At 57.1% G+C, this 266-nt stretch carries 3 tRNA genes; all 3 read right to left on the bottom strand.

Annotation, left to right across the window (positions count from 1 at the left end):
* Positions 1-74: transfer RNA gene (locus Q9B79_RS26910), tRNA-Arg, on the bottom strand.
* Between the two features lie 3 nt (positions 75-77).
* Positions 78-166 (bottom strand) — tRNA-Leu (locus Q9B79_RS26905).
* Between the two features lie 16 nt (positions 167-182).
* Positions 183-257, bottom strand: a tRNA-Gly gene (locus Q9B79_RS26900).
* Positions 258-266: the final 9 nt, after the last annotated feature.

The following is a 266-nucleotide window of genomic DNA, read 5'->3' as shown; positions in this document are numbered from 1 at the left end:
CGCGCCCGAGAGGAGTCGAACCCCTAACCTCTTGATCCGTAGTCAAACGCTCTATCCAATTGAGCTACGGGCGCATATGGTGCCGAGGGCGGGGGTCGAACCCGCACGGTGGTCACCCACCGCAGGATTTTAAGTCCTGTGCGTCTGCCTGTTCCGCCACCCCGGCATGTCATATTGAAAATTGGAGCGGAAGACGGGATTCGAACCCGCGACCCCAACCTTGGCAAGGTTGTATTCTACCACTGAACTACTTCCGCAAGACATGT

Source organism: Bacillus sp. MHSD_36 (assembly GCF_030757775.1).
Classification (GTDB): domain Bacteria; phylum Bacillota; class Bacilli; order Bacillales; family Bacillaceae_G; genus Bacillus_A.
Note: the sequence above shows the minus strand (reverse complement) of the source record. Positions and strands in the feature narration are given on the sequence as shown.